Source organism: Streptomyces sp. NBC_00019, from assembly GCF_045041015.1.
Taxonomy (GTDB): domain Bacteria; phylum Actinomycetota; class Actinomycetes; order Streptomycetales; family Streptomycetaceae; genus Streptomyces.
Window position 1 is genome coordinate 3,021,533 of sequence record NZ_CP108302.1, and the last position, 22,460, is coordinate 3,043,992.

Here is a 22,460-nt window from a genome sequence, read left to right on the forward strand (position 1 = left end):
AAACCGGGCGTCACGCGACTACGCCGAAGCCCAGGGGCCTGCCGATCAATAACTCGTCGATCTTGATGGGGATTACGGGAGGGTGGGGTCGTGCCCGGCGATCGCGGCGAGTTGTTGTGCCGTGGTCACGGTGAGGGCGCCGGTCGGGATCTTGTGCCCGAGCGCGGTGAGCACGGGGGTGACCTCCTGGAGGGTCGCGCCGATTCTGCTCTTGGCCAGGCCGGTCGCCTCGGCGAGAACGGTGTTCGTCATGGACCAGCGCCGCTTGAGGAGGAAGACGACAAGCTGGTCGGAGACGGAGAGCCGTCTGCCGCCGGCGCCGGGGCCGCCGTCGGGGCGTTTCCCGGGCAGGAAGATCGGCGGGTGCTCGGCACGCCAGGCTCGGTAGCGGACGGCGAGATCGTCAAAGGCGGCGGGCTCGAGTCCGGTGAGGCTGGGGTGCCGCAGCCAGGCGGGGAGCTTGTCCCCGGTGGGAAAGCGCCCGAACTCGGTGCTGGGCGGGGGCGGTTCGGGAGCGAGTGGTTCGGGGCGCAACGTGTAGTTCCATGCGCCGTGCCACTCGTGCGGCGTCAGGGGCAGACGCTCCATGACGGTGTCGGGGACGGTGACGCCGGTGGGGTAGGCGCCGGGGTCGAGCTCGGCGTGGACGGACAGCCCGCTGCGTGTCGTGGTCGCTCCGATGGTGCTGACGACGACTTCGTGGCTGGTCAGGGGCCTGCCACGCCAGTTGATACTGATCTGCGAGAACAGCCGGTGCTCTATTTTGTTCCACTTCGATGTTCCCGGTGGAAAGTGACAGACAGTCACATCAAGGCCCGACTCATAGGCGAAATCGGCGAGTTCCTTCTTCCAGGCACGCACACGGTAGCCGTTGGAGCCTCCGGCATCGGCGGTGACCAGCAGGCGAGAAGCGTGCGGGTAGCGGCGGTGCCCCTCACCGTTCCACCAGCGGCGCAAAGTGGCCACCGCGAAGGCAGAGGTGTCCCCGTCGCAGCCCACCGACACCCAGCCGGTATCCGCGCCGATGTCGTAGATCCCGTACGGCACCGCTTTCTGGGCGCCCTTCTCGGGGAAGTCGTGCGCACGCACCTGCACCGGCTGCCCGGCGCGATGCCACTCGCGTCCGATGACCGCGTAGTTGCCCAGCGTCTCCTTCTTCTTGGCATCCACGCTGATGACCGGCTGCCCGTCGGCGAGGTACGCCGTGACCTGGTCGTTGATGTAGCGGAACTGGGCGTCCCGGTCCGGATGCCGGGCCCCCTCGGTGGTCCTCGAGGTGCCCTGCAGGGAGAAGCCCTCCGCCTTCAACAGCGTGGCCACCGTGTCCGAAGCGACCCGGTGCCCCTGGCGCGTCAGCTCGGCCGCCAGATTCCGGGTGGACTTCACCGTCCACAGCAGCGGAGATTCCGGGTCGCCGCGCTGGTCCGGCTCGACCAGCGCCAGCAACGCGGGCACCAGCCCCGGATCGGCCTCCCGCAAGGGCTTCCGCCCCGCGCCCGGTGCCCGCACCCGGCCAGCGGGCTCCTCCGCGTGCTCCAGCTCCCGCTTCCCGCGCGACACCGTGGACTCCGCCACCCCGGCCGCTCCGGCCACCATGCGGATCCCACCGTGGCCCAGAACGCGGGCCGCGGCGCCCAGCATCAGGCGCTGCTGGCGCTCATCGAGATGCGGCAGCAACAGCCCGAACGCATCCACCAACTCTGCCTTCGTCCCCTCCGACACCCCCGCATCCTACGACCCAACAGCCCACGAAAACCTAAGAGTTATTGATCGGCAGGCCCCAGTGCCGAAGTGGGGGCCGGATTCCTGCTCTATTGCCTGACCGCCTGCCTGATACTGCTGGTCCGGATACGACTGCGCCGCCAGGCACAAAAAGCGCAGGCCACCGCCGGGAGCAGTCATGATCACTGAGCTGCTCCTGTGGTCGAGCGTCACTTTGATCATTATGGCAGGCTGCTACAACACCAGCCTCTTTCTGCTGTCGAGGCGCAGAATTCGCCGTTCTCGAACAGACCGGAGAGACCGGTTCTATGTATTTCTTCTCGCCTGCCTCAACGAGGAGAAAGTACTTTCCGAAAGTCTGGCGCGGATCACTTCGCTGCCTGCCCGGAATTTTATGGCACTGGTGATCGATGACGGTTCGGACGACCACACTTCGGAGATCGCTCTGGCCGCCGACCCGACCGTGGTCCGACTGCACCGGCGCGCTCCGCCGAATGCCCGTAAAGGCAAAGGTGCAGCACTCAACGACGGCGTACGTCACCTGCGGGAATCCGGTCTGCTCGCCGGTCATGACCCGGAAGACGTGGTCCTGTGCGTGGTCGACGCGGACGGGCGGCTCGATCCGCATGTCGTGCAGTCGGTCGACCCGTATTTCGACAACCCGAGAACAGGCGCTGTCCAGATCTGCGTCCGTATGTACAACCGGCATCTCGGGCTGCTCGCCCGCATGCAGGACATGGAGTTCGTCGTCTACGGCGACGTCTTCCAGAGCGCACGCCGCTCCATCGGCAGCGTGGGCATGGGCGGCAACGGGCAGTTCATGCGGCTGTCGGCGCTCAACACCCTGAACGCCGAAAAGGGAGTCGGTCCTTGGAGCGACAGCCTCACCGAGGACCTCGACCTCGGGGTGCGGCTGATCGCCAAGGGCTGGACCAACCAGCACTGCACCACCGCCGCGGTCTCCCAGCAGGCCGTGCTCAGCCTGCGGCGCCTGATCCGCCAGCGATCCCGCTGGTTCCAGGGCCACCTGCAGTCGGCCAATCTCGTCCCGCTCATCCTCAGGGACGTCCCGACCCGTGCCGCACTCGACCTGCTCTACCACCTCTCCAGCCCGGTGCTCATCCTGCTCACCTCGCTGCTGCCGCTGTCCTTCCTCGTCGCCGTCGGCGCCACCACCGTGGCCTCCGTCCAGGCAGGACAGTCGCTCGTCTCGCCCATGTGGCTGCTCGGCCCGTATCTGCTCTCGTTCACGGCCGCCTATGCGTACGGCTTCATCTATGCCAAGCGTGAGCGGGAGCTGGGCCTGGTGCGCTCGGTCCTGCTCGCCCATGTCTTCGTCTTCTACGGCTACATCTGGTTCTTCGCCGGCTGGTGGGGCTTCTGGTGGATGCTCACCGGCCAGCGGGGCTGGCTGAAGACCGCACGCACCTGAGGACGTTCAGGCCGCGCCCGATCCCCGCGCGGGTCCTCATCTCCTTCTCGTAGGACCTCTCTCATCACCCTCGACGTGGTCGCTGCGCCGATCACGCATGCCCAAGGGGGGCACCCATGTCCACACCTCCGTCTGTCATGCCCGTACGCGCCATGCTCGTGCTCGGCACCCGGCCGGAAGCCATCAAACTGGCGCCCGTGGCGCGGGCGATGGCCGCGAGCCCGCAGTTCGAGCCGATCGTCGTCACCACCGGCCAGCACCGCGAGGTGCTCCACCAGATGCTCGGCATGCTGTGCGTCGACGTACGCATCGCCCTGGACGTGATGCGCAGCCGGCAGCAGCTGTCCGACCTCACCGCCCGGCTGGTCGGGGAGCTCGGCGGGGCCATGCGGGAGCAACGACCCGACCTGGTCGTGGTGCAGGGGGACACCACGACCGCGCTGGCCGGTGCCCTGGCCGCCTTCTACGAGAAGATCCCGGTCGCCCATGTGGAGGCGGGGCTGCGCACCGGCGTCATCGACAACCCGTTCCCGGAGGAGCTCAACCGCAGCCTCATCGGCCGTATCGCCCGCTGGCACTTCGCCCCCACCCCGGCCGCGGCCCGGCACCTGACTGACGAGGGCGTCTCCGAGGAGCAGGTGTTCACCACCGGCAACACGGTGATCGACAACCTGCTGTGGGTGCTCGCCGAGGGCACCGGAGCCTCCGCGTTCCGCACCACGGGCCCCAAGCGGATCCTGGTCACCCTGCACCGCCGGGAGAACCAGGGTGAACGGATGCGCGGCATGGGACGGGCGCTGGTCCGGCTCGCCCGGCGGGGGGGACGTGGAGATCGTGCTGCCGCTGCACAAGAGTCCGGCCGTGCGCGACGTGCTGCTGCCCGAACTCGACGGTCATCAGGGCGTCTCGCTCGTCGAGCCGCTCGGTTATCTGGACTTCGCGGCGACCCTGGCCGAGTGCGACCTCGTCCTCACCGACTCCGGCGGCATCCAGGAGGAGGCCCCCAGTCTCAGCAAGCCCTCGCTCGTGCTGCGGACGACCACCGAGCGGCCCGAGGCGGTCGAGGCCGGATCGGCCCGGCTGGTCGGCACGGACCCGGACACCATCGTGGCCTGGGCGGAGAAGCTCCTCGACGATCCGGTGGAGTACCGGCGGATGGCGAGCGCGGGCAATCCGTTCGGCGACGGCAGGGCCGCGCGCCGGATCCTGGACCAACTGGCCGAGGACTTCGCCGCCGATGTCCCGGTCGGGCTGACGGCATCCGGGCCATACTCGACGGCATGACACCGTCACTCCTGCGCTCGCGCCGACGGATTCCCCTGATTCCGCGGGGACTTCGGGCGGGGCTTCGGCCGGGACTTCGGTCGGGGCCTCCGTCGGCGCGTCCACCAGGGCCCTCGCCGGAGCTTCCGTCGGGGCCGGGGCGCAGGAGCCGCATCCTGGCCGGAGTCGCACTGGCCCTCACGCTCGCGATCGGACTGTCCGTCATGGTGAGCCAGTGCGGCTCGGACCCGGAGCCACGACGGACCGCCCCCTGGTCCGACGGCTCCACCCACGGCCGCTGGACCTCCGTGTTCAACGGCCACGGCACCAACACCGGCGACGACGACTCGCTTTCGCTGTCCCCGATGCCCGCCGAGGACCCCGGTACCACCCATGCCGGGCTCGTCGTCAGCACCGCGTCCTACGACGACCTGAGCTTCGAGGCACGGATGCGCACGGTCGAGCAGCTGCGCACCCCGCACCCGAACCCGCGGGAAGTGCCCTGGCTGGTATGGGCGTACACGGACCCGGAGCACTTCTACTACATCACCCTCAAGCCGAACGGCTGGGAACTCGGCAAGCGGGACCCGGCGTATCCGGGCGGCCAGCGGTTCCTGGCCACGGGGCACGAGGAGTACCCGGTGGGCGACTGATCCTCGGTACGGGTGGAGCAGAAGGGCACGGTGCTCACCGTGGAGGTCGACGGGAAGAAGCTCGTGAACTTCACCGACGCCGAACGCCCTTATCTCCAGGGCCGGGTGGGCGCCTACACCGAGGACGCCACGGTGGAGTTCGAGGGGCTCGAGGCTTCCTGAGCATGCGACGGCGCCTGCCGTCCGTCCGGTCGGGGACTGGAAAGGCAGGCGCCGTCAGTGTTCCGTACGCCTTTGTACGGGACGTTCTGTGAGCCGGTTAAGGCTTTTTGACGAACAGTCAGACCATCAGGGAACGGTCCGTCGGACGGATTGGGGCCGGCAGTTCGCTGGCACCGGTCAGGAAGCGGTCGACGCCGCGGGCGGCCGAGCGGCCCTCCGCGATCGCCCACACGATGAGGGACTGGCCACGGCCCGCGTCACCGGCGACGTACACACCGGGGACGTTGGTCTGGAAGTCGGCGTCACGGGCGATGTTGCCACGCTCGTCGAGCTCCAGGCCGAACTGCTCGACCAGACCGTTCTCCCGGTCGGTGCCGGTGAAGCCCATCGCCAGGGTGACCAGCTGGGCGGGGATCTTGCGCTCCGTGCCCGGCTTCGAGGTCAGCTTGCCGTCGATGAACTCGACCTCGCTGAGGTGCAGCCACTGGACGTTGCCGTCCTCGTCGCCCTCGAAGTGGGTGGTGGAGACGGAGTAGACCCGCTCGCCGCCCTCCTCGTGCGCGGACGTGACCTTGTAGAGCATCGGGAAGGTCGGCCACGGCTGGTTCGGCGCCCGGTCCTCGCCGGGGCGGGGCATGATCTCCAGCTGCGTGACGGAGGCCGCGCCCTGGCGGTGGGCGGTGCCCACGCAGTCGGCGCCGGTGTCGCCACCGCCGATGACCACGACGTGCTTGCCCTCGGCGGTGATGGGGGGCGCCACGAAGTCGCCCTCCTGCACCTTGTTGGCCAGGGGCAGGTACTCCATCGCCTGGTGGACGCCCTTGAGCTCGCGGCCGGGGACCGGGAGGTCACGGGCGGCCGTCGCACCGGCGGCGATGACGACGGCGTCGTACCGCTTGCGCAGGTCGGTCGCCTTGAGGTCGCGGCCGATCTCGATACCGGTACGGAAGCGGGTGCCCTCCGCGCGCATCTGCTCGATACGGCGGTTGATGTGCCGCTTCTCCATCTTGAACTCGGGGATGCCGTAGCGCAGCAGGCCGCCGACGCGGTCGGCGCGCTCGTAGACGGCGACGGTGTGGCCGGCCCGCGTGAGCTGCTGGGCGGCGGCCAGGCCCGCCGGGCCCGAGCCGATGACCGCGACGGTCTTGCCCGACAGACGCTCCGGGGCCTGCGGCTCGACGTCACCGCTGTCCCACGCCTTGTCGATGATCGAGACCTCGACGTTCTTGATGGTCACGGCCGGCTGGTTGATGCCGAGGACACACGCCGACTCGCAGGGAGCCGGGCAGAGGCGACCGGTGAACTCCGGGAAGTTGTTGGTCGCGTGCAGACGCTCGCTCGCGGCCGCCCAGTCCTCGCGGTAGGCGTAGTCGTTCCACTCGGGGATGAGGTTCCCCAGCGGACAGCCGTTGTGACAGAACGGGATACCGCAGTCCATGCAGCGGCTGGCCTGCTTGCTGATGATCGGCAGCAGGGAGCCGGCGACGTAGACCTCGTTCCAGTCCTTCAGACGTACGTCGACGGGGCGGGACTTGGCGACCTCACGGCCGTGGTTCAGGAAGCCCTTCGGGTCAGCCATTGATCGCCGCCTCCATCATCTTCTCGGTGATCTCGGTCTCGGAGAGACCGGCCTGCTCGGCGGCGGCCTTGGCGGCGAGCACTGCCTTGTACGTGCTGGGGATGATCTTGCTGAAGCGCTCCACGGACGTCTCCCAGTCGACGAGCAGCTTCTCGGCGACCGTCGAGCCCGTCTCCTCGGCGTGGCGGCGCACCACGTCGTGCAGCCACTGCTTGTCGGCCTCGTCCAGCGTCTCTACGGCGCTCACGTTGCCGGCGTTGACGTTGTCGCGGTCCAGGTCGATGACGTACGCGACGCCACCGGACATACCGGCCGCGAAGTTACGGCCCGTCTCGCCCAGGACCACCGCGTGACCGCCGGTCATGTACTCGCAGCCGTGGTCGCCCACGCCCTCCGAGACCACCAGCGCACCGGAGTTGCGGACGCAGAAGCGCTCACCGGTACGACCGCGCAGGAACAGCTCGCCGCCGGTCGCGCCGTAGGCGATCGTGTTGCCCGCGATCGTCGAGAACTCGGCGAGGTGGTCGGCGCCCCGGTCCGGGCGGACGACGACCCGGCCGCCGGAGAGGCCCTTGCCGACGTAGTCGTTGGCGTCGCCCTCCAGGCGCAGCGTGACACCGCGCGGCAGGAAGGCGCCGAAGGACTGGCCCGCGGACCCGGTGAAGGTGATGTCGATGGTGTCCTCGGGCAGGCCCGCACCGCCGAACTTCTTCGTCACCTCGTGGCCGAGCATGGTGCCGACCGTGCGGTTGATGTTGCGGATCGCGACCTGGGCGCGCACCGGCTGGGCGTCGGTGGCGCTGGACGCGGCCAAGGCGTCGGCGGCGAGCTTGATGAGCTCGTTGTCGAGCGCCTTCTCCAGGCCGTGGTCCTGCTCGATCACCTGGTGCAGAGCGGAGCCCTCGGGCAGCTCGGGCACGTAGAAGAGCGGAGCCAGGTCCAGGCCCTGCGCCTTCCAGTGGTTGACCGCGCGGGTCACGTCGAGGGTCTCGGCGTGGCCGACGGCCTCCTCGATGGTGCGGAAGCCCAGCTCGGCGAGGATCTCGCGGACCTCTTCGGCGATGAACTGGAAGAAGTTCACGACGTACTCGGCCTTGCCCGTGAACCGGTCGCGGAGCACCGGGTTCTGGGTGGCGATGCCGACCGGGCAGGTGTCCAGGTGGCAGACGCGCATCATGACGCAGCCGGAGACGACGAGCGGCGCGGTCGCGAAACCGAACTCCTCGGCGCCGAGCAGCGCGGCGATGACGACGTCACGGCCGGTCTTGAGCTGGCCGTCGGTCTGGACGACGATGCGGTCGCGCAGGCCGTTGAGCAGCAGGGTCTGCTGGGTCTCGGCGAGGCCCAGCTCCCAGGGACCACCGGCGTGCTTGAGGGACGTCAGCGGCGACGCGCCCGTACCGCCGTCGTGGCCCGAGATGAGGACGACGTCCGCGTGCGCCTTGGAGACACCCGCGGCGACCGTGCCGACGCCGACCTCGGAGACCAGCTTCACGTGAATCCGCGCCTGCGGGTTCGCGTTCTTCAGGTCGTGGATCAGCTGGGCCAGGTCCTCGATGGAGTAGATGTCGTGGTGCGGCGGCGGGGAGATGAGGCCCACGCCCGGCGTCGAGTGACGGGTCTTGGCGACCCACGGGTAGACCTTGTGGCCGGGCAGCTGACCGCCCTCACCGGGCTTGGCGCCCTGGGCCATCTTGATCTGGATGTCGTCCGCGTTGACCAGGTACTCGGAGGTCACACCGAAGCGGCCGGAGGCGACCTGCTTGATGCTGGACCGCCGCGCCGGGTCGTACAGCCGGTCCGCGTCCTCGCCGCCCTCACCGGTGTTGGACTTGCCGCCCAGCTGGTTCATGGCGATGGCGAGGGTCTCGTGCGCCTCCTTGGAGATGGAGCCGTACGACATGGCGCCGGTGGAGAAGCGCTTGACGATCTCGGAGACCGGCTCGACCTCGTCGACGGAGATCGACGGGCGGTCCGACTTGAAGCCGAAGAGTCCACGGAGCGTCATCAGCCGCTCGGACTGCTCGTTCACGCGGTCCGTGTACTTCTTGAAGATGTCGTAGCGGTTGGTGCGCGTCGAGTGCTGGAGGCGGAAGACCGTCTCCGGGTCGAACAGGTGCGGCTCGCCCTCGCGGCGCCACTGGTACTCGCCGCCTATGTCCAGGGCGCGGTGGGCCGGCGCGATGCCGGACGCCGGGTACGCCTTGGCGTGCCGGGCGGCGACCTCCTTGGCGATGACGTCGATGCCGACGCCGCCGATCTTGGTGGCCGTGCCGTTGAAGTACTTCTCGACGAAGGCGGTGTCGAGACCGACGGCCTCGAAGACCTGGGCGCCGCGGTAGGAGGCGACGGTCGAGATGCCCATCTTGGACATGACCTTCAGCACGCCCTTGCCCAGCGCGTAGATCAGGTTGCGGATGGCCTGCTCGGCCTCGATGTCGGAGAGGAAGGTGCCGGCGCGGACGAGGTCCTCGACGGACTCCATCGCCAGGTACGGGTTCACGGCCGCGGCGCCGAAGCCGATCAGCAGGGCGACATGGTGGACCTCGCGGACGTCACCGGCCTCGACCAGCAGACCCACCTCGGTGCGCTGCTTGGTGCGGATGAGGTGGTGGTGGACGGCCGCGGTGAGCAGCAGCGACGGGATCGGCGCGTGCTCGGCGTCGGAGTGCCGGTCGGACAGGACGATCAGCCGGGCGCCGTTGTCGATGGCGGCGTCGGCCTCGGCGCAGATCTCGTCGATGCGCGCGGCGAGGGAGTCGCCGCCGCCGGAGACCCGGTACAGGCCGGAGAGCGTCGCGGCCTTCATGCCGGGCATGTCGCCGTCGGCGTTGATGTGTATGAGCTTGGCCAGCTCGTCGTTGTCGATGACCGGGAAGGGCAGGGTGACGGTCCGGCAGGACGCGGCGGTCGGCTCCAGCAGGTTGCCCTGCGGGCCCAGCGAGGAACGCAGCGAGGTGACGAGCTCCTCGCGGATCGCGTCCAGCGGCGGGTTGGTGACCTGCGCGAACAGCTGGGTGAAGTAGTCGAAGAGGAGACGCGGTCGCTCGCTCAGCGCGGCGATCGGCGAGTCCGTGCCCATCGAACCGAGCGGCTCGCCGGCGGTCTTGGCCATCGGCGCGAGGATGATGCGCAGCTCTTCCTCGGTGTAACCGAAGGTCTGCTGGCGGCGGGTGACCGAGGCGTGGGTGTGCACGATGTGCTCGCGCTCGGGCAGGTCGGAGAGCTCGATCTCGCCGGCCTCCAGCCACTCCGCGTAGGGGGCCTCGGCGGCGAGCTGCGCCTTGATCTCGTCGTCCTCGATGATGCGGTGCTCGGCGGTGTCGACGAGGAACATCCTGCCGGGCTGCAGACGGCCCTTGCGGACGACCTTGGCGGGGTCGATGTCGAGGACGCCGACCTCGGAGCCGAGGACGACGAGGCCGTCGTCGGTGACCCAGTAGCGGCCGGGGCGCAGACCGTTGCGGTCGAGCACCGCGCCGACCTGGACGCCGTCGGTGAAGGTGACACAGGCCGGGCCGTCCCAGGGCTCCATCATCGTGGCGTGGAACTGGTAGAAGGCGCGCCGGGCCGGGTCCATGGAGTCGTGGTTCTCCCACGCCTCCGGGATCATCATCAGCACGGAGTGCGGCAGCGAACGCCCACCGAGGTGGAGCAGTTCGAGCACCTCGTCGAAGGACGCCGAGTCGGAGGCGTCCGGCGTACACACCGGGAAGACGCGCTCGAGGGCCTTGTCGTCGTTGCCGAACAGGTCGGAGACGAGCTGCGACTCGCGGGCGACCATCCAGTTGCGGTTGCCCTTGACGGTGTTGATCTCACCGTTGTGCGCGACGAAGCGGTAGGGGTGCGCGAGCGGCCACGACGGGAAGGTGTTCGTGGAGAAGCGCGAGTGGACGAGGGCGACGGCCGAGGCGAAGCGGCGGTCGGACAGGTCCGGGAAGAAGGGCTCGAGCTGGCCGGTGGTCAGCATGCCCTTGTAGACGATCGTGCGCGCGGAGAGCGACGGGAAGTAGACGTCGACCTCGCGTTCGGCGCGCTTGCGCAGCACGAACGCCTTGCGGTCGAGGTCGATGCCGGTGCTGGTGCCGTCGGCGACGAAGAGCTCGCGGAAGGCGGGCATCGTCGAACGCGCGGTGGCGCCGAGGAGTCCGGGCGCGACCGGAACCTCACGCCAGCCGAGGACGGTGAGGCCCTCTTCGGCGGCGATGGTGTCGATCTGCGAGATGGCGTCCTCGGTGCCGTCCTCCGGGAGGAAGGCGATACCGACGGCGTACGCACCGGCCTCGGGCAGCTCGAACTCGGCCACCTCGCGGAAGAACGCGTCCGGGACCTGGGTCAGGATGCCCGCGCCGTCACCCGAGTCGGGCTCGGAGCCGGTGGCACCGCGGTGCTCCAGGTTGCGCAGAACGGTCAGCGCCTGCTCGACCAGCGCATGGCTCGCCTCGCCGGTGAGGGTGGCCACGAATCCGACGCCACAGGCGTCCTTTTCGTTGCGGGGGTCGTACATACCCTGCGCAGCAGGGCGAGCATCCATGAAGGACCACTTCTGGCCATTCGCGGAGTGCTGGGACGGCTGGCGCGGCGTACGCATCGGCTCTCCCGTCGTCGTCTCAAGTGGCATATCTGCGTGCCGAGGGACGACGTTGGCCCTCTGCGTGTGCGCAAAATTTCGTGCAGGTTACATGATGGAGCGGATCTCGGGAACCGGATACCCCGTTCCAACATGCGGACGCCACGAGGTCGCGAAGCGGGTGTCGCGGACGTGGCTTGAAGTATGTGGGACCGAACAGGACAGATCAGTGTCCATCGGCCCAGGGGGCGGGGGGAGCGGCGTCGCCCACCTCGCGGGTGCGCGGCAGGCGTCATTGCCCACAGCGCTTACGGCTCATGCCCAGTGGTTAAGCATTCGAAACCAGTGAGTAACGGCTACTTATGCGGCCCATCGCATAAGTTCCAGTCGACCTATCCTACGGCCGTTCCGAACAGACTGCCCAGGGCGTACGTCACACCGGCCGCGGCACCACCGAGCGCGAGCTGTCGCAGTCCACTGAACCACCAGCTCCGTGCGGTCACCTTGGCCACAACGGCACCGCAGGCGAAGAGCCCGACCAGCGCGAGCAGCAAGGCGGGCCACAGCGTGGTGGCGCCCAACAGATAAGGCAGTACGGGAAGCAGGGCCCCCAGCGCGAACGCGCCGAACGACGACACGGCGGCCACGAGCGGCGACGGCAGATCCCCGGGATCGATCCCGAGCTCCTCGCGCGCGTGTATCTCCAGGGCCTGCTCGGGATCCCGCGACAGCTGCTTGGCCACCTCGCGGGAGAGCCAGGGCTCGACGCCCCGAGCCTCGTAGAGAGCCGCGAGCTCAGCCTCTTCGTCCTGCGGATGCTTGCGGAGCTCCCGCCGCTCGACATCCAGCTCGGCCTCGACGAGCTCGCGCTGCGAGGCGACGGAGGTGTACTCACCGGCGGCCATGGAGAAGGCGCCGGCGGCGAGCCCGGCAAGTCCGGTCAGCACGATGGCCTGCTGCCCGACAGCCCCGCCGGCGACACCGGTCATGAGGGCGAGGTTCGAGACGAGCCCGTCCATCGCCCCGAAGACGGCGGGCCGCAACCACCCCCCGTTCACATCCCGGTGCGTGTGGTTGTCACGGTGCGCCACGTGCAGTGGCGCCTCGGTCTCGATGATGGCCATGCGGGATCCCCCAGGAAGCTGAGCCAAAGCTATGTTTGGACTGATTCTAATTATCGACAACCAGACTCTACGCACTGAAATTCCTGCCCGCCAGCAAGGAAAGGCTGAGCTAACCTGCGGTTTTACCGTCGAATGCGCATACGATCGGGAGCCCGCTCAGATGTCGACCGGGTGACGCTGGGTCCCCTGATGCTCTGGTGACGTGTGCCGGTGGGACACATCCGCAAAGGCCCCGCGCCCTGTGCGGAGCCTCCGTAGGAGAGGCCGCGTATGGCATCCATCGCCTGCATTCCCTCGGTCCCGACGCCCGGGGACGCCGCCGGACTCCGCGAGCGGGCACGCGGCGCACTGCTGGGCCTGGCCGTGGGCGACGCCCTGGGCGCCCCTGCGGAGAACATGAAGCCCTCGGAGATCCGGGCCCGCTGGGGCCGCATCACGGGCTACGTGGCCAAGACCCCGGCGGGCACGGACGACACGGAGTACGCGATCTTCTCGGGGCTGCTCCTGTGCCGCCACGGCTCGGCGCTGACGCCGTCCCATGTGGAGGCGGCGTGGCACGAGTGGATCGCGGACCGGGACGAGGGCCCGTTCCGGGGCGCCGGCTTCAGCGAACGCGGCACCCTGGAGAACCTCCGCAGAGGGCTGGCGGCGCCCATCTCGGCCCAGCACCGCCATGCCTGGAGCGACGGCCTGGCCATGAGGGCGGCCCCCTTCGGCGTCTTCGCGGCGGGGCGCCCGGCGGAGGCGGCGCGGCTGGTGGCGATCGACGGCTCGGTGAGCCACGACGGCGAGGGTATCTACGGCGGCCAGGCGGTCGCGGCGGGCGTGGCGGCGGCGATGGCGGGCGCCCCCACGATCGCGGTGGTGGCTTCGGCGCTGGCGGTGGTCCCGGACGACTCCTGGACGGCGAGATCGCTGCGCCGTGCGGTGGCGGTGGCCCACCGAGGCGAACGCGCCGTCCGCTCAGCCGTCGTGATCGGCGGCTACCCCTGGACCGACCTGGCCCCCGAGGCGGTCGCCCTGGCCTTCGGCGCGTACGCGGCAGCCGACGGCGACTTCGTGGACTCGGTCCTGACCGCCGTGAACATGGGCAGGGACGCGGACACGACAGCAGCGGTGGCCGGCGCCCTGGCCGGCGCGACAAAGGGCGCGTCCGCGATCCCGGCGGACTGGGCAGCGGCGATCGGCCCGGCGAAGGGCAGCTGCCTCCCGGCGATGGCGGGCCATCACGTACTGGACGTGGCGGACCGGCTGACGGGGGCGGTACGAGGAACACATCCGACGACGTTCACGCTGGAGGCGGCGGAATGAGACCACCGGCACCGTGGGGGGAAGGAACGAACACAGTCGCGGCCGCCGACGGCGAAGCAGCCCCACAGGGGCCACCCGCACCCGACAACGAAACCCGCACGGGCGGTGCGGGCAAGAACACCCGGGCCGAAGGCGAAGCCGAGGCCGTTGGCGCCGCACCGCTGCCACAGGCACCCGCCCGCCCCCGGCGTATCGAAGGCCTCCTCCTCGGACTCGCCGCAGGCGACGCCGCCGGCTGGCCCGCAGCCCGCCACCGCGCCGCCCGCATGCCCGACTGGACCCGCCGCCTGACCCGCGAACTCGACACCTTCGCCGAACAGAACGCGACGACGACCCTCCCCGTCCCCATCGCCCTGAACCAACCCCCGGAGCCCCTCCGCCTGGGCCCCTCCGACGACGCGGAATGGGCGGCGTTCGCCGCAGAGGCCCTTCTCCGAGCCGGCGACGACACCGCCCTGGGCGACCTCAGCCGGGAACGCCGCGCCAGAGCCGCGATCGACCTCACCTGGAACGCCCTCGCCAGCGAGGTCGCCGCCGCGGCGGACCGCGCCCCCGAGATCGAATCCGCCGTACTCCCCCTACGCGCCCGCATCTCGGTGAGAGCGGGCCTCGGCAACCTCGCCACCGGCCTACGCCCACCCGCAACCGGCCACGACAACCCCCACTACTTCGACGACGCGGCCTGCATCCGCGCCTGCGTCCTCGCCGCAGCCCACCCCGGCAACCCCCGACTCGCCGCGGACCTGGCCGAGTTCGATGCCCGCTACACCCAGGACGGCGACGGCGTGCACGGGGCGAGAGCCATGGCCGCAGCCCTCTCCCTCGCCCTCAACGGCGCCGACATCCACACCTGCACCGCAGCCGCCCTCACCGAACTCCCCGAAGCGACCGAGATCGGCCGCAACGCCCGCCACGCCCTCAAGCTGGCAAGCGACGCCGAGAACGCCTTCGCCCTGATCCCCCTCCTGGAACACCAGATCGTCGACCACGTCTACAGCTACGGCATCGCGGCAGCCGAAACGGTCCCGGTAGCCCTGGCCCTGGCCACCGCGGCGAACGGCCGGATCGCAGAGGCCGTACCGGCGGCGGCCTGTCTCTCCCGGGTCGCCGACTCGGCCCCCGCCCTGACCGGCGCCCTCACCGGCGCACTGGGCGGCGGACAGGCGATCCCCGCCACCTGGCGGGACGCCTGCCGCACCCTCTCCGGCTGCGCCCTCCCCCGGCTCACCGGCACCGACCTCGTAGAACTCGCCGAACTCCTGGAAGCCACACAACCGGCCCTCCCGGGAGGATGATTCGGGCATGACGCCCAAAGAATCAGAAACCAGCCTCGAGGACCGGATCACCGGCGCCCTCGTGGGCGCGGCCGTCGGCGACGCCCTCGGCGGCCCGGTGGAGGGCTACTCCCCCGACCAGATCCTCGAACGTCACGCCGGCCGCGTCCACGGCATCGTCGGCCCCTGGAGCGGCGACGCCTGGCGCACCGCCCGCCCCATCGCCCCGTACCACAAGGGCGACGGGCACGTCACCGACGACACCTTGATGACGCACGCCCTGGTCAGGGTCTACGCCAAGGTCCGCGACCACCTGGACGCGTACGCGATCGCGGACCACCTGGTCCCGGACCTGATGACAACGCCGCGCTGGATCCCGGAGCTCGAACAGGAGGCTCTCCCCCTCCACCGCGTCTTCCTGGCGGAGAAGTGGCTGGTGACCCGCCTCCACTACGGCCACGTCGATCCCCGCGAGGCAGGCGTGGGCAACATCGTCAACTGCGGCGCCGCGATGTACATGGCCCCGGTCGGCCTGGTCAACGCGGCCGACCCACGGACCGCCTACGCCGAGGCCCTGGACATCGCGGGCGCCCACCAGTCGTCGTACGGCCGTGAGGCGGCGGGAGTCTTCGCGGCGGCGGTGGCGGCGGCCTGCGCCCCGAACGCGACCCCGGAGTCGGTCGTGACCACCTGTCTGTCCCTGGCGAAGGACGGCACCCGGACGGCGATCCTGAAGGTCTGCGAGGCAGCCCAGGACCACACGGACTTCGAGTCGGCCCTGAAGCCGCTCAGGGAGGCGATCGCGCCGTACGACACGGTGGGCCCCGACTACCGCGCCCCCTCCCTCGGCGCCCGCCGCCCCTCCCGCCTGCACGCGATCGAGGAACTCCCCGTCGCGCTGGGCATGTTGCTGGTGGCCGGCGGCGACTACCGCCACGCGGTCCTGGGCGCGGTGAACTACGGCCGTGACTGCGACTCGACCGCGACGATGGCGGGCGCGATCGCGGGCGCCCTCGGCTCACCGCCCCCGGACGACTGGGCGAAGCAGGTCGCGGAGGCCAGCCGCCTGGACCTCTGGGACCCGGCGACCACGCTCACCGAGGTGACCCGGGAGATCTTCGAACGGGACGTACGCCGCCGGCGCGCCCACGAGTCCGCCTTCACCGAGATCGAAGGCCCGAGATGCTCCGACTGACCTGGGTCCAACCCGAAGACCTCCTGGGCCACGAACTCCGCCAGGCAGCGCTGGACGGCCGCGAGGCGTCGGTGATCGCGGCGAGATGGAAGGCGGCGGGCGGCAAGGAGGCCCCCCTCCGCGCAGGCGCCTCCCCGGAACCTCCGTCCAGGTATCTCCGGCAACTGGCCAAGGACCTGCTGGACGAACTGGCGGATCTGCCGAGCAGGCTGGAGGACCACGAACCGACGGACCTGGCAAAGATCAGACGACTGTGCCCCGACTGGCCGTCCGGCGCCGACGCCGTACCCCTCGTCCCCTGCTCCCGCTTCGAAGCAGCCTGGCTGGGCCGAGCCGTCGGCTGCCTTCTGGGCAAACCCGTCGAAAAGCTCCCCCTGGAAGCCATCCGTGACCTGGCCAGATCCACCGGCAACTGGCCCCTGAACACCTACTTCACCGCCCGAGGAGTCCCCTCCGACCTCCTGCGAGCCCACCCCTGGAACCGCCGCTCGGCCCCCACCTCCCTCGCCGAGAACATCGACGGCATGCCCGAGGACGACGACCTCAACTATCCCCTCCTCAACCTCCTCCTGCTCCAACGCCACGGCAGGGACTTCACCCCCACGGACGTGGCCGGCCTCTGGCTGGACGAACTCCCCGCCGGCCGCACCTTCACCGCCGAACGCATCGCCTACCGCAACCTCCTCCTCGGCCTGAACCCCCCGCGCACGGCCCGCCACCGCAACCCCTTCCGCGAATGGATCGGCGCCCTGATCCGAGCCGACGTCCACGGCTGGACCAACGCCGGCGACCCGGCATCCGCGGCGCAACAGGCCCACCGGGACGCCACCCTCACCCACACCGCCAACGGCGTCTACGCGGCGATGTTCACGGCGGCCACGATCGCCACCGCGACCACCGGCACCCACGACATCCACTCCTGTCTGCGCACCGGCCTGACCGTGATCCCCCCGGCCTCCCGCCTCTCCCGGGCCGTCCACCACGCGATCCGGCTGGCCCGGCGCACCGACGACTTCGACGAGGTCGTGGACGAACTCCACGCCACCTACGCCGACACCCACCACTGGGTCCACGCCATCCCCAACACCGCCCTCATCGCCGCCGCCCTCACCCACGCCGACGGCGACTTCACCGGCTCCATCTGCCGGGCGGTGAGCGGCGGTTGGGACACCGACTCCAACGGCGCCACCGCGGGCAGCGTCGCCGGTCTCCTCACCGGCACCCCCGAGCGACTCCCCGACCGCTGGACCACCCCCCTCAAGAACCGCCTCGCCACCTCCGTCGCCGACTTCGACGGCACCGGCTTCGACGCCCTCGCCCACCTCACCCGCCTGGAGGCTTCCCGCCCATGACGCACATCGCCGTACTCGGCAGCACGAACATGGACCTCGTCGCCTATGTCGCCAAGGCCCCGCAGCGCGGAGAGACCGTGACGGGACGGGAGTTCCGTACAATCCCCGGCGGCAAGGGCGCCAACCAGGCGATCGCCGCGGCCCGCGCGGGCGCCACCGTCTCGATGATCGGCGCGGTCGGCAACGACGCCTACGGCACCCAGCTGCGCTCCACCCTCGAACACTCCGGCGTCGACACCGACCACCTCCGCACCGTCGAGGGCCCGTCCGGCACCGCCCACATCGTCGTCGACGACGAGGGCGGCAACGCGATCGTCGTGATCCCCGCCGCGAACGGCACGGTCGACCGCCTCGCGCCCGGCGACGACGGCCTCATCGCCAGCGCCGACGCCCTGCTCCTCCAACTGGAGATCCCCCTCGCCGCGGCCATCGCGGGCGCCGAGGCGGCCCGCGCCCACCGTGTCCGCACCATCCTCACCCCGGCTCCCGCCCAGCCCCTGCCCATCGAACTCCTGGCCGCCACCGACCTGTTGATCCCCAACGAGCACGAGGCGTCCACCCTCACCGGCCGCACCGACCCGCACGCCGCGGCGATCGCCCTCCTCGACGAGGTGCCGGAGGTGGTCGTCACCCTGGGCTCCGCGGGCAGCCTCTACGTGTCCCGCTACGCCGAGCCCTTCACCGTCCCCGCCCCCCAGGTCGCCGCCGTGGACTCGACCGGCGCGGGCGACACCTTCGTCGGCGCCCTCGCGGTGGCACTCGGCGAAGGCCGGCCCATGCGCGAGTCCCTGAAGTGGGCGGCCGCGGCGGCGGCCATCTCGGTCCAGCGGGCGGGCGCCTCGGCGTCGATGCCGTACCGCCCCGAGATCGACAAGCAGTGCACGGCATGAAGGTCCCGCACGGCACCGCCCCCCTCACCGGCCTCCGCGTCCTCGATCTCGCCACCCTCTTCGCCGGCCCCGTCGCCGCCACGATGCTCGGCGACTTCGGCGCGGAGGTCATCAAGGTCGAGCACCCGTCCAAGCCCGACCCCTCCCGTGGCCACGGCCCGTCGAAGGACGGCATCGGCCTGTGGTGGAAGCTCCTCGGCCGCAACAAGCGCACGATCACCCTGGACCTCTCCAGGCCGGGCGGCCGGGCGACGCTCCTGCGCCTCGCCGCGACGGCGGACGTCGTCATCGAGAACTTCCGCCCCGGCACCCTGGAGAAGTGGGACCTGGGCTGGGACGAACTCTCCGCGGCCAACCCCCGTCTGATCCTCACCCGCGTGACCGCCTTCGGTCAGTTCGGCCCCTACGCCCACCGCCCCGGCTTCGGCACCCTCGCCGAGGCGATGAGCGGCTTCGCCGCGATCACCGGCGAACCGGACGCACCCCCGACGCTCCCTCCCTTCGGCCTCGCCGACTCCATCGCGGGACTCGCGACCGCGTACGCGGTGATGACGGCGCTCGCCGCCCGCGACCGCACGGGCGAGGGCCAGGTCGTGGACATGGCGATCATCGAGCCGATCCTCATGGCCCTGGGCCCGCAGCCGACCTGGTACGACCAGCTGGGCTATGTCCAGGAACGCTCCGGCAACCGCTCCGCCAACAACGCCCCGCGCAACACCTACCGCACCGCGGACGGCGGTTGGGTCGCCGTCTCCACCTCGGCCCAGTCGGTCGCGGAACGCGTCCTGCGTCTGGTGGGCCGCGAGGACCTGACCGCCGAGCCGTGGTTCGCCACGGGCGCCGACCGGGCCCGCCACGCCGACGTCCTCGACGAGGCGGTCGGCACCTGGATCGCCGAGCGCACCCGCACGGAGGTCCTGGCCGCCTTCGAGAAGGCGGAGGCCGCGGTGGCCCCGATCCAGGACGTCCGGGACGTGATGACGGACCCCCAGTACGAGGCCCTGGACACCATCACCACGGTCGCCGACCCCGACCTGGGCCCCCTCCGTATGCAGAACGTCCTCTTCCGCCTCTCCGACACCCCCGGCGCGATCCGCTGGACGGGCCGGCCACACGGCGCCGACACCAAGGAGGTCCTGGCGGAACTGGGCCTGACGGAGGGCGAGTTGGCGAGGCTGCGCGAGGAGGGCGCGGTATGACACCACTGACCTGGCTGTACGTCCCGGGCGACCGCTCCCCGGTGGTGGCGAAGGCCCTGACCGCCGGCGCCGACGTCGTGGTGATCGACCTCGAGGACGCGGTCGCCCCCGACCGCAAGGCCTACGCCCGTGACGCCACCGCGGCACTCCTCGCCGAGCCGCAGCCGCAGCCCGTCCACGTCCGGGTCAACGCCCTGGACGGTCCCCTCGCCGCCGCCGACCTGAAAGCCCTGGCCGCCCTCCCCGGCCTGACCGGCCTGCGTCTCCCCAAGGTGACCTCCCCGGAGCAGATCACCCGCATCGCCGCACACACGGCCCCCACCGCCGGAGCCGCCCTCGCCCTGTACGCCCTCCTCGAAACAGCCCTCGGTGTGGAACGCGCCTACGAGATCGCCGCCGCCCACCCGTCCCTGCGCGGCATCGCCCTGGGCGAGACGGACCTACGGGCCGACCTGGGCGTACGGGACGACCCGGGCCTCGACTGGTCCCGCTCCCGAGTGATCGTGGCGGCCAGAGCGGCGTCCCTCCCTCCCCCGCCTCAGTCGATCCACCCCGACATCCGCGACCTGGAGGGCCTGGCAGCCTCCTGCGCCCACGGCCGCACCCTGGGCTTCCTGGGCCGGGCCGCCATCCACCCCCGCCAGCTCCCGGTGATCGAACAGGCCTACCTCCCCACGGCATGGGAGATCGAACAGGCGGAAACGATCGTGAAGGCGGCAGCGGTGGAACGGGGAGCCCAGGCATTGCCCGACGGCCGGTTCATCGACGCGGCAGTGGTGGCAACGGCACAACGCACCCTGTCCCTGGCCCACCGGATCTGACCCCGTACGACGATGAGGGGCGCCCCTGGATCCAGGGGCGCCCCTCATCGTCGTACGACAGATTCTCAGGTCTTCTTCGCGGACTCCGCCTCGTCCTTGACGTCATCCTTTGCGTCGTCGTTCGCCTCTTCCGCGGCCTCGGCGGAGTCGGCGTCCTCGGCCTTCTCCTCAGCCGCGGTCTCTCCGTCGGAACCGTCGACCTCGGGTTCCACGATCTCTTCCCGGCCCGGCCGCTTCTTCGCCGACACCACGATGTAGACCACCGCGAGCAGGAACACGACCAGCGCGGTCCAGTTGTTCAGGCGCAGGCCCAGGATGTGGTGGGCGTCGTCGACGCGGAGGTACTCGATCCAGAACCGGCCCACGCAGTACGAGGCGACGTACAGCGCGAACGCCCGCCCGTGCCCGAGCCTGAAGCGGCGGTCGGCCCAGATGACGAGGACGGCGACGCCGATGCACCACAGGGACTCGTACAGGAAGGTCGGGTGGTAGTAGCCCGGCACCCGGCCGTCCGTCGAGGACGTGATGTGCAGGGCCCAGGGAAGGTCCGTCTCCCGCCCGTACAGCTCCTGGTTGAACCAGTTGCCCCAGCGGCCGATCGCCTGGGCGAGGGCGATGCCGGGGGCGATGGCGTCGGCGTAGGCAGGCAGCGGGATGCCCCGGCGGCGGCAGCCGATCCAGGCGCCCAGGGCACCGAGCGCGATCGCGCCCCAGATGCCGAGACCGCCCTCCCAGATCTTGAAGGCGTCCACCCAGTCGCGGCCCTCGCTGAAGTACAGCTCGTAGTCCGTGATCACGTGGTAGAGCCGGCCGCCGAGCAGACCGAACGGCACGGCCCAGACGGAGATGTCGGCCACCGTGCCGACCCGTCCGCCTCGGGCGATCCAGCGCTTGTTGCCGAGCCAGACTGCGACGAAGACACCGATGATGATGCAGAACGCGTAGCCGCGCAGCGGGATGGGGCCGAGGTGGATCACCCCGCGCGACGGGCTGGGAATGTAGGCAAGTTCCATGGCAGGTCCGACGCTACCGTGCCGGGCCCCGCCCACGGCAGGCAGCCCGGCTACGGGTCCATAACGGGAGGGTCGGAAGACTCCTACCCCTTGTTCGCCTCCAGCACCTGCTGCTTGAGCTTCGCCGGGGTCATGGTCTGGTCCTGGTAGATGTTCTTGCCGTCGAGGAGGACGGTCGGGGTGCCGGAGAATCCGCCGTTGCTGAAGGCCGCCGCGGACTTGGCGACCCAGGTGTCGTGAGTGCCGTCCTCGACACAGGTACGGAACGTGGTCGTGTCCAGGCCGTCGACCTTCTTCGCCAGCTCGATGAGCTTGCTGTCCTTGGCGAAGACGTCGTCGGTCTCCTGCGGCTGGTTCTCGTACAGCACGTCGTGGTAGGCGGTGAACTTGCCCGCGTCCTGGGCGCAGGCCGCCGCGTTGGCCGCCTTGCGGGAGCCGGAGCCGCCCATGTTGCCGTCGATGATCGTCGCGAGGTGGTACTGCACCTTCAATTGGCCGGAGTCCGTCAGCTCATGGATCGTCGAGCGGTAGGCGTCCTCGAAGGACTTGCAGGCCGGGCAGCGGAAGTCCTCCCAGATCGTGAGCGTGGACTTGGCGCTCGCCTTTCCGACCGGGATGGCGAGGTTGTCGTCGCCGTTGGCCCCAGAGGGCGCCACGACCGGGCCGTCCGCGGAGTCGCCGGTGTCGTCCTTGCCCGCGTTGGCGGCGACCACTCCGATCACCGCCGCGAGGCCCAGGACACAGACGACGCTCGCACCCACGATCAGCGTCCGCCGTCGCTTCTCCGCGGTCTTCTGCTTCTCTCGCTCGACCGCCAGCCGCTCGCGGGCGGTGCGCTTTCCCTCACGGTTCTTCTCGCTCACACCCGCAGAACGAACCGGGGAGGCGCACCGCGCCTCC

At 70.3% G+C, this 22,460-nt stretch carries 17 protein-coding genes and 1 pseudogene; 12 read left to right on the forward strand and 6 right to left on the reverse strand.

The window, feature by feature from the left end:
• Nucleotides 1-72 precede the first annotated feature (72 nt).
• Nucleotides 73-1,695, reverse strand: a complete 1,623-nt coding sequence (locus OHU89_RS14470; protein ID WP_405654237.1) for an ISAzo13 family transposase — start codon at nt 1,693-1,695, stop codon at nt 73-75.
• 250 nt (nt 1,696-1,945) lie between these two features.
• Here OHU89_RS14470 and OHU89_RS14475 point away from each other — a divergent pair, with 250 nt between their 5' ends.
• The 5 genes and pseudogenes from OHU89_RS14475 to OHU89_RS14495 all read left to right on the forward strand — a co-directional run bounded on the left by OHU89_RS14475 (nt 1,946) and on the right by OHU89_RS14495 (nt 5,232).
• On the forward strand, nt 1,946-3,154 hold the full coding sequence (locus OHU89_RS14475) for a glycosyltransferase family 2 protein (RefSeq protein ID WP_405654499.1): 1,209 nt from the start codon (nt 1,946-1,948) through the stop codon (nt 3,152-3,154).
• A 152-nt stretch (nt 3,155-3,306) separates the two neighbouring features.
• Nucleotides 3,307-3,912: pseudogene (gene wecB, locus OHU89_RS14480) on the forward strand (non-hydrolyzing UDP-N-acetylglucosamine 2-epimerase); the annotation flags it as partial.
• A gap of 10 nt (nt 3,913-3,922) precedes the next feature.
• Entirely contained in the window at nt 3,923-4,438 is a 516-nt protein-coding gene (locus OHU89_RS14485; protein WP_405642953.1) for a UDP-N-acetylglucosamine 2-epimerase, read from the forward strand.
• A 203-nt stretch (nt 4,439-4,641) separates the two neighbouring features.
• The gene (locus OHU89_RS14490) at nt 4,642-5,070 is read left to right on the forward strand and encodes a hypothetical protein (RefSeq protein ID WP_405655105.1); all 429 of its coding nucleotides are present in this window, start codon (nt 4,642-4,644) and stop codon (nt 5,068-5,070) included.
• Nucleotides 5,071-5,082: 12 nt separating this feature from the next.
• On the forward strand, nt 5,083-5,232 hold the full coding sequence (locus OHU89_RS14495) for a hypothetical protein (RefSeq protein WP_405642955.1): 150 nt from the start codon (nt 5,083-5,085) through the stop codon (nt 5,230-5,232).
• A gap of 118 nt (nt 5,233-5,350) precedes the next feature.
• Here the strand turns inward: OHU89_RS14495 and OHU89_RS14500 are convergent, their stop codons facing one another.
• From OHU89_RS14500 to OHU89_RS14510, 3 genes are all read right to left on the reverse strand, one after another.
• Entirely contained in the window at nt 5,351-6,811 is a 1,461-nt protein-coding gene (locus OHU89_RS14500; protein WP_266893731.1) for a glutamate synthase subunit beta, read from the reverse strand.
• Complete coding sequence (gene gltB, locus OHU89_RS14505; RefSeq protein ID WP_405642957.1) at nt 6,804-11,402, reverse strand: glutamate synthase large subunit; 4,599 nt, start codon at nt 11,400-11,402, stop codon at nt 6,804-6,806. Before gltB ends, OHU89_RS14500 begins: the two co-directional genes overlap by 8 nt.
• A gap of 371 nt (nt 11,403-11,773) precedes the next feature.
• On the reverse strand, nt 11,774-12,505 hold the full coding sequence (locus OHU89_RS14510; protein WP_405642959.1) for a VIT1/CCC1 transporter family protein: 732 nt from the start codon (nt 12,503-12,505) through the stop codon (nt 11,774-11,776).
• Nucleotides 12,506-12,775: 270 nt separating this feature from the next.
• Here OHU89_RS14510 and OHU89_RS14515 point away from each other — a divergent pair, with 270 nt between their 5' ends.
• The 7 genes from OHU89_RS14515 to OHU89_RS14545 are packed head-to-tail and all read left to right on the forward strand — an operon-like array spanning nt 12,776 to nt 20,547.
• On the forward strand, nt 12,776-13,816 hold the full coding sequence (locus tag OHU89_RS14515; protein WP_405642961.1) for an ADP-ribosylglycohydrolase family protein: 1,041 nt from the start codon (nt 12,776-12,778) through the stop codon (nt 13,814-13,816).
• Complete coding sequence (locus tag OHU89_RS14520; protein WP_405642963.1) at nt 13,813-15,111, forward strand: ADP-ribosylglycohydrolase family protein; 1,299 nt, start codon at nt 13,813-13,815, stop codon at nt 15,109-15,111. Before OHU89_RS14515 ends, OHU89_RS14520 begins: the two co-directional genes overlap by 4 nt.
• A 7-nt stretch (nt 15,112-15,118) precedes the next feature.
• Nucleotides 15,119-16,285: an ADP-ribosylglycohydrolase family protein gene (locus tag OHU89_RS14525; RefSeq protein ID WP_405642965.1), complete on the forward strand. Its 1,167-nt coding sequence runs from the start codon at nt 15,119-15,121 to the stop codon at nt 16,283-16,285.
• Complete coding sequence (locus tag OHU89_RS14530; RefSeq protein ID WP_405642967.1) at nt 16,273-17,637, forward strand: ADP-ribosylglycohydrolase family protein; 1,365 nt, start codon at nt 16,273-16,275, stop codon at nt 17,635-17,637. The genes OHU89_RS14525 and OHU89_RS14530 overlap by 13 nt, the downstream gene beginning before the upstream one ends.
• Nucleotides 17,634-18,527: a ribokinase gene (rbsK, locus tag OHU89_RS14535; protein ID WP_405642968.1), complete on the forward strand. Its 894-nt coding sequence runs from the start codon at nt 17,634-17,636 to the stop codon at nt 18,525-18,527. Before OHU89_RS14530 ends, rbsK begins: the two co-directional genes overlap by 4 nt.
• Complete coding sequence (locus tag OHU89_RS14540; protein WP_405642970.1) at nt 18,524-19,726, forward strand: CaiB/BaiF CoA transferase family protein; 1,203 nt, start codon at nt 18,524-18,526, stop codon at nt 19,724-19,726. Before rbsK ends, OHU89_RS14540 begins: the two co-directional genes overlap by 4 nt.
• Complete coding sequence (locus tag OHU89_RS14545; protein WP_405642971.1) at nt 19,723-20,547, forward strand: HpcH/HpaI aldolase/citrate lyase family protein; 825 nt, start codon at nt 19,723-19,725, stop codon at nt 20,545-20,547. The genes OHU89_RS14540 and OHU89_RS14545 overlap by 4 nt, the downstream gene beginning before the upstream one ends.
• Nucleotides 20,548-20,612: 65 nt before the next feature.
• Here the strand turns inward: OHU89_RS14545 and lgt are convergent, their stop codons facing one another.
• Nucleotides 20,613-21,560, reverse strand: a complete 948-nt coding sequence (gene lgt / locus OHU89_RS14550; protein WP_405642973.1) for a prolipoprotein diacylglyceryl transferase — start codon at nt 21,558-21,560, stop codon at nt 20,613-20,615.
• 83 nt (nt 21,561-21,643) lie between these two features.
• Nucleotides 21,644-22,423 (reverse strand): DsbA family protein, encoded by a 780-nt coding sequence (locus tag OHU89_RS14555; RefSeq protein WP_405642975.1) that lies wholly within the window; start codon nt 22,421-22,423, stop codon nt 21,644-21,646.
• Nucleotides 22,424-22,460: the final 37 nt, after the last annotated feature.